5 protein-coding genes are annotated in these 6,449 nt (G+C 57.1%); 2 read left to right on the plus strand and 3 right to left on the minus strand.

What is annotated here, in order from left to right:
• The first annotated feature begins 103 nt into the window (after nucleotides 1-103).
• Nucleotides 104-1,168 carry a WecB/TagA/CpsF family glycosyltransferase gene (locus AC630_RS28555; RefSeq protein ID WP_143198393.1) on the plus strand — a complete coding sequence of 355 codons (1,065 nt, stop codon included), beginning with the start codon at nucleotides 104-106 and terminating at the stop codon, nucleotides 1,166-1,168.
• Between the two features lie 61 nt (nucleotides 1,169-1,229).
• Entirely contained in the window at nucleotides 1,230-3,659 is a 2,430-nt protein-coding gene (locus AC630_RS28560) for a tetratricopeptide repeat protein (protein WP_074121782.1), read from the plus strand.
• Here the strand turns inward: AC630_RS28560 and AC630_RS28565 are convergent.
• From AC630_RS28565 to AC630_RS28575, 3 genes are all read right to left on the minus strand, one after another.
• The gene (locus AC630_RS28565; RefSeq protein WP_074121783.1) at nucleotides 3,656-4,294 is read right to left on the minus strand and encodes a hypothetical protein; all 639 of its coding nucleotides are present in this window, start codon (nucleotides 4,292-4,294) and stop codon (nucleotides 3,656-3,658) included. The two genes, AC630_RS28560 and AC630_RS28565, sit on opposite strands and share 4 nt — an antisense overlap.
• Before the next feature lie 639 nt (nucleotides 4,295-4,933).
• Nucleotides 4,934-5,518 carry a polysaccharide biosynthesis/export family protein gene (locus tag AC630_RS28570; RefSeq protein ID WP_074121784.1) on the minus strand — a complete coding sequence of 195 codons (585 nt, stop codon included), beginning with the start codon at nucleotides 5,516-5,518 and terminating at the stop codon, nucleotides 4,934-4,936.
• 131 nt (nucleotides 5,519-5,649) lie between these two features.
• On the minus strand, nucleotides 5,650-6,449 hold an 800-nt coding region (locus tag AC630_RS28575; protein ID WP_074121792.1), incomplete at its 5' end, for an ExeA family protein.

A 6,449-nucleotide genomic window follows, 5' to 3' on the forward strand; every position in this document is an offset into this window, starting at 1 on the left:
CACTATCCAGACTGCCCATTTCGGTCCGCTAAGCGCGCCTGCCACGCGCTTGGAACCGCAAATCTTGGACGGGGGGGACCATCATCGGGAAGTCACGCGCGACTTGTATGGACTGCTCGGGCTACCTGTCGATGCCGTTGACTTCCGAACGCTTATCCGAGCGATGGACACGGCTGCTGCGAAACGCGAACCACTCCTCATCTCGACACCGAACGTCAACTTCCTTATCAAGAGCCAACAGAATGAGGCGTTTCGTGACAGTATGCTGCTGAGCGATCTCTGTCTCGCAGACGGCATGCCCCTAATCTGGATCGCGAAGCTTCTCCGGGTTCCTATTCACGAGAGGGTGGCCGGCTCCGATCTTTTCGGTAGGCTGAAGTCCAGGACGGAAAATCGGTTGCGCGTGTTTCTGTTCGGTGGAACTGGAGATCTCGTCGAGAGGGTCGGTGCGAAGCTGAATGCGGAGAGAGGTGGGCTCGAATGTGTCGGCGTATTGAATCCGGGCTTTGGGTCGGTGGACGAGCTGAGCTCACCTGATATTATTTCCCGGATAAATGCGAGCGGAGCCGACCTGCTCGCGGTCTTCTTGAATGCGGAGAAGGCGCAGGCTTGGCTCTTACGCAACCATCACAGCCTCACGGTTCCGATCCGGGCGCAATTCGGCGCGACAATTAATTTCGAAGCTGGGACGATTCGGCGGGCACCGCCGCTTCTGCGAAGCACGGGGTTCGAGTGGCTCTGGCGAATTAAGGAGGAGCCTCATCTTTGGCGGCGGTATTGGGCCGATGGCAAAGCGCTGCTTCAGATCCTCTGCACTTGCGTCCTTCCACTTGCGATCACCGCCAGGCTGACGCGACAACGGGCAGAGTTTGCAATTCACGCCGTTCAACATGACGAGCGTGTGACGCTTAGTCTCTCGGGCTCAGCTACCTCGAACAAAATCGATTCTTTGCTTCCCTTCGTTCGGCAGGCGATGAAGGAAAGCAAGGCCGTTAACATTGATCTCGCCGGTGTCCACCATTTAGATAGCCGGTTCTTCGGTGTGCTGATGGGCGTCAGAAGGCAGCTTGCGCGAGCAGGTTTGTCGTTGACAATCACGGGCGTTTCTGCGCGCCTGCGGCGAATTTTCCGGCTGAACAGGTTTGAATTTCTTCTATCCGATGGGTAATCCTGCGCGGGCGCAGGCCATCTCGGTGCGATCGCGAGCAAGCAAAAGTTTGGATACCAAAATGAAAACTGGCCTTAAGTTGGAATCTAGCTTTGTCCGGAGGACGGGCTGGAAGCTCTTTGGCTTTGTCTTGGCGACCACCTTCCTTACCGGTTGTGGCTCACCAGAGCAGCGTTCGCAAGATTACTATGAAAGCGGCATGGCTCTCATCGCCAAGAACGATGATCTCGGCGCGAGGCTCGAGCTTCTTAAGGCCGTCAAATATAAAAGCGACAAGGTTGAAGTCTGGAAAGCACTGGCTGGAATCGACGAGCGTACGAAGGCCAATTCATTGTTTCTCGATCTGCGGAGGATTGTCGAGCTTGATCCTAAAGACATCGATGCGAGAGTGAAGCTCGCAAGGGTCATGGTTGCCGGCGGAGGCGCCGAGCCGGCGATCAAGATTCTCGACGCGGCCAACAACGGCGACAAACCGAATGCCGCGCTCCATGCGGTCCGGGCACTGGCGCTGGTCAGAATGAATGATCCCGCTGGCGCAGTCCGCGAAGCGCAACGTGCCTATGAAATTGATCCGACCAATATCGACGCAGTGACCTTGCTCGCCTCGAAAAAGCTCGCTGACGGCGATAGTGGCGGCGCCATAAAAATGCTGGATGCGCTTCCGTCGCAGGCTCAAGATGCGGATCGCCTGCGCGCGACACGATTGCGGATCGATATTCTTGTCAGGAAGGGCGACCTGGCCGAAGCGGAAAAACTGGTACGCCAACTGGTTGCGGACTATCCGCAGGACGCCTCGTATCGCGTTCAGCTGATCCAGATCCTCACGGCTGAACGAAAGTTCGATGATGCCGAGAAAGAGTTGCGCGCACGGATCGCATCCAATCCATCCGACAGTAAGGTCGAGTTGGACTTGGTTCGTTTCCTCAATACATTCAAGGGGGTCGACACCGCTAGGGTCGAACTCGAGTCCCGTATCAAGGCGGGCGGCGACACGTTTGACTTCAGATTCGCTCTAGCAGACCTCGATTTCGTTGGGAATCGTCAGAGCGATGCGATTGCCGAGTTGCAGAGGCTCGCTTCAGAAGTCGATAACGCCGATCGTAAACTCAAGGTACAGGTCAGGCTTGCTGAAATGCTGATCGCCAGGGGAGATAAAGCCACGGCGGAGCCTCTGATATCTGAAGTTCTAGCGAAGGACCGTCGAAACTCCGGCGCGCTTCGTCTTCGCGCAGCCCTCAGCCTAGACAGGGGACAGGCGGACAGCGCCATTGCGGATCTGCGCGAAGCATTGAATGACCAGCCAAAATCACCCGAATTGTTGCTCGCGCTTGCCCTTGCATACGAGCAAGGCGGGAAGCCCGAACTGGCAGACCGTCAGTACGCGGACGCGCTGAAGAATTCGAACCTCAATCCAGAGGTAGCCCTGAGATACGTTGCCTTCCTTCAGCGCCGGAACGATGCGGCGCGCGCCGAGGATGTTTTGACCGAGGTCGTCGCTCGGTATCCGGGTAACCTGCAAGCCCTCTCGTCGCTCGCGCAGGTCAAGCTTAGTCGTCAGAACTGGGACGGTGCCCTCGCAATTGCGCAAACCATTGCGGCCAACAAAGATGGTCGTGTCGTTTCCGACCAGATCAAGGCTGCAGCTTTTGCTGGCCAACAGCGCATTGGGGAGAGCGTTGCTGCGTTAGAAGACGCACACAAGGCCGCGCCGGAGGCGATCCAGCCGGCCGTTGCGTTGGCGTCGACCTATATTCGAGCGGAGCGAGCTGCTGACGCAGTGGCGCTCTTGCAGGAGATGAACAAGCGCTATCCCGGCAACGCGGAACTTTTGGTCATTCTCGGGCAGAGCAGACTGGCGCAAAAGAACGATCAGGATGCGATCGCTAGTTTCCAGGAGGCAATCAAGCAGAAGCCCAAGGACCCGTCCGGCTATAGCGCCCTGTCTGAGTACTACATCCGCGTCAAGAATTACGATGCCGCCGATGGTGTTTTGCAAAGCGGTTTGAAGGAGAACCCTCAGAACATGAGTTTGAGGATGTCATCCGCAAGTCTTCAGATCCTGAAGAACGATAATGCGGCGGCAATTTCTCAGTACGAGTCGATCCTAAAGGACCAACCTCAGGCGCAGTCCCTGGTGGTGATCAACAATCTGGCGAGCCTCCTCCTCGATACGCGGTCTGACAAGGAAAGCCTTGACCGGGCTGCCGCACTAGCCGAAACGCTAAAGGCGTCCAACGTACCACAGTTCCAGGACACGGTTGGTTGGGCTCGTTTCAAGCAGGGCGATATCAAATCGGCAATCGCCATTCTGGAGCCCGCGGCCGCGAAGTCACCGAGCCTCTCCGCGGTGCACTATCACCTCGGCCTCACCTACGCTGCGGACGGACAGGCTCAAAAAGCCAAAGAGGAGCTGGAGACGGCCGCCAAGCTCGAACCGGATGGCACCGAGCTCAAGAAAAACATCCAGGATGCGATGAAGAAGACCCTCTAATTTCCGTGCGGAAGCACGAGGAAGTTGTGGGTGGCAACGAACAGCACGCTGTGTGAATCTGCGGGACCGGTCCCAGAAACTGTCGGTGTACCGGTCAGCGGGTCGAAGATCGTCGTCCCTGTGCTCGCGAAGCGGTGCTGGTAGCGGTAGGTGAACTGCAACGATACATCGCGTATCGGATTGTAAGCATAGGTTGCGGAAGCTGAAACGTAGTCGGTGGTCGTCGTGGTAATCTGCCGGTTGCCACTTGCCGAGAAGGTTAGGTTCTCGCGGCTATTGATCAGATAGTTCACACTGGCGCTGACCGTGTCTCGCTTGAGCAGCGAGCCGACGACGGTCGGACCGACCGACTGGCTGGCAATGACTGACAGCGTCGCTGTCTTCATGAACTTGTAGGTCAAAATGGCATCGCCGATCCAATCGAGAGCCGTGCTCCCGACAGGAGTATTCAAATTCACTCCACCGATTGCGGACGCCGAGACGCCGCGATCGGTCACCAGATACGCAGCGCCGATATTGCCCCTGAAGGAGAGTAGGGACGAGAGCGCAGTGTCCACGCCGACCTGATTCCGAAAGATGCCGACCTGCGTGCTAAATGCGTTGTCGTAGTCGAGCAGTTCGGCTTCGGATGACAAGTTGACACCCGTCGTGGAATTGAGCCCATGGCGCCACGATCCTCGTGCCAATGTATCCGTAAATGGGACCCCCCCCGCTTGACGGCTCGTAGTAGGTTCGGGTCGATGTTGCAAACAAGCTGACGGTGTCGCGCGCGTTGAGCGCTCGATCGATGCCGCCAGTGGCCGTGAACCGGTCTAGGAAGCCGGTAGCAGGCGTGGCAACGCCGAGGTCATTCAATATCGCCAGTGCCGTGCTCTGCTGGCTCCACACGGCTTCGACGAATTCACGGTCGAACGGATTCTTCCCGGACTGCTCGTAGCGAGCTTTCGCGCGGTAGGAGAGAAACTCGGTGGACGTTCCTTCGACGCCTGGTCCCCAATATTTTCTGTAAGAGCCGTCGCCATCCAAGGTGAGCTTGGACGTTGGCGTAAGAGCCTCAGCCGTCCCGGAAAGGGTCGAATACGAGCCGACTGAGCCTGCCGGGGGACGTTTTCAAGAACTGGTTGCTGTTCAGCTCGACCGTCTCGCTTTCAGAAGTTCTAAGCGACCAATCCCACGCAAATGCGGTCGCCGGTGCTAGCCCGAACGAGATCGAGACCGCAATCGCAATCCTCTTCACAGTTGGTCCCGCCCCCGGGTGCACTTAAGCCTGCGTCTTAGTCGAAGAATCCTCGCTCCGGGACCATGATCACGTCGCCCGCCCTCAAGGCGATGTTGCCTTCGAGATCGGCGCCGGCCTCATAAGCCCTATAGTTGAACACGTAGATTGTCTCGTCGCCGCCGGGGGCGCGCCGACGCACCTGAATTCGCTTCTTCGCAGCATAGGGACCGAGGCCGCCGGCAAGCGATATGGCCTGCATCAACGTAGTCGGCTGCCGGACGACGTAAGGTCCGGGCCTCAAGACCTCTCCGGTAATGAAGATCTTAGGCTTCAAGTCCTCTTCCGGAACATCCTTGGGAGCGTTGGCCAAGGCGACCGTCACGTCCAATGCGTCGTCCTTGTAATTCGGCCGCAACTTCGTCTTGAGAACGTTTTCGAGCGCGAGAGGGGTTAACCCACGAGCCCGGATATGCCCGGCGAGCGGAAAGGCGATCTCCCCGAGCGGATCAACGACAACGGTGCGGTCGAGCTTTGGATCCTGCAAAACGGTGATCGACAGGGTGTCGCCAGGCTTGAGTGTCTGTGAAAAGGCCGACGTGGCGAAAATAGACATCAACACAGCCAGCAAAACCGTCCGCATGTTTTTTTCCTCTTCGCGAAGGGCGCAGATGCGCGAAGTAAAGTGTTAATCCTAATCTTTGCTGAATAACTCAAGCCAAGACGCCCCAACGAACCGAGGGCAATATTCAGAAATTAATGGCTTTCAGCTACTTAGGGAACCCGGGAGAGCTGTTTAACGGGAAAAATGCTATACTGTTGCTTGTCTGCAATAACATCGCGGACCAGCTGCTCGCCGATGACCTTTTGGTCATTGGCGAACCCGTAGACCAGCGCGGTGTCGCATAGAACGTTGATCATTCGTGGAATCCCGCCGCTGGCGGCTCCGATTAATGTACAGGCTTCCTGGGTGAAAAGCGGGCGAGGGGCGCCGACGGCATGAAGGCGGAAGGCGATGTAGTTGGCAATTTCACGGGTATCCAGTGGCCGCAAGTGGAAGTCGGACGAGATGCGCTGGGCGAACTGGTGCAGCTTGGGTAGCAGAAGCAAATCCCGCAACTGCGGTTGACCGACAAGTATAAGTTGCAGAACCTGGAATTTGTCCGCATTGATGTTGGATAGCATCCGCAGGTGCTCAAGCGCTTCCGGCTCGAGATTTTGCGCTTCGTCAATAATCAGAACCGTCCGTCGGCCAGTGGCGTATTGGCCGTGGAGAAAGTCCTGTAAGTTTTTGAAAAGATGGGGATAATTCCCATCGAACGGCTGGCCCAAAGCCATCAGAATCCACTGAAGCAGCTCCTCGCGTCCCTGCGGTGAACTTGAGATCAGGCCGAGCGTCAGCGTCGGACTGAGTTTCTTGAGGAGGTGGCGCACGAGGGTTGTCTTCCCCGAGCCGATCTCCCCCGTGATGACCGTAAACCCGGCATTGTTCATGATGCCAAACTCCAGCATCGTGAATGCCATTGAGTGCATCTTGCCCCAATAGATCAGATCCGGATCGGGCAGTATCGAGA

The organism is Bradyrhizobium sp. AS23.2 (genome assembly GCF_001908185.1).
GTDB lineage: Bacteria > Pseudomonadota > Alphaproteobacteria > Rhizobiales > Xanthobacteraceae > Bradyrhizobium.

Excerpts from the sequence above, each read along its gene's own strand:
- AC630_RS28560 (WP_074121782.1), top strand. The coding sequence starts at position 1,230 with ATGAAAACTGGCCTTAAGTTGGAATCTAGCTTTGTCCGGAGGACGGGC.
- AC630_RS28570 (WP_074121784.1), bottom strand. The coding sequence starts at position 5,518 with ATGCGGACGGTTTTGCTGGCTGTGTTGATGTCTATTTTCGCCACGTCG.